Genomic DNA, 403 nt, shown 5'->3' with positions numbered 1-403 from the left:
ATGGATGTTGATCGCCCAGCCATCCAGTTTGCGGCACAGTTCCGGCGAGAGCACCTGCATGTAGCGGGCGAGTACCACCAGCTCGGCGCCGGTGTCCTCGATCACCTGCATCACCTTGCGCTCTTGCGCCGGCTTCTCGTTCGGGTCGAGGGGGAAATGGTGATAGGGAATCCCGTGCCAGCGTGCCAGCGGCTCCAGATCGGGATGGTTGGACACCACTGCTACCACGTCCATGGCCAGGTGACCGATGCGCTGGCGATAGAGCAGGTCGTTCAGGCAGTGATCGGCCTTGCTCACCATCAGCACCACCTTGGCTCGATAGCCCGGCGGGGTCAGCTCGGTGTGCATGCCGAAGGGTTCGAGACGCTCGACCAGACCGGCACGGAAGGCCTGCTCATCGAAA

1 protein-coding gene is annotated in these 403 nt (G+C 63.0%); it reads right to left on the bottom strand.

What is annotated here, in order from left to right; translation table 11 throughout:
• Nucleotides 1–403: formyltransferase family protein (locus tag PH586_RS23440; protein ID WP_271350213.1), on the bottom strand; the 403-nt coding region annotated here is incomplete at both ends.

The sequence above is a fragment of the Pseudomonas aestuarii genome, assembly GCF_027988105.1.
In the GTDB taxonomy this organism is placed as follows: Bacteria; Pseudomonadota; Gammaproteobacteria; order Pseudomonadales; family Pseudomonadaceae; genus Aquipseudomonas; species Aquipseudomonas aestuarii.
The sequence above is the reverse complement of the archived record's forward strand: the minus strand, read 5'-3'. Positions and strand labels throughout refer to the sequence as shown.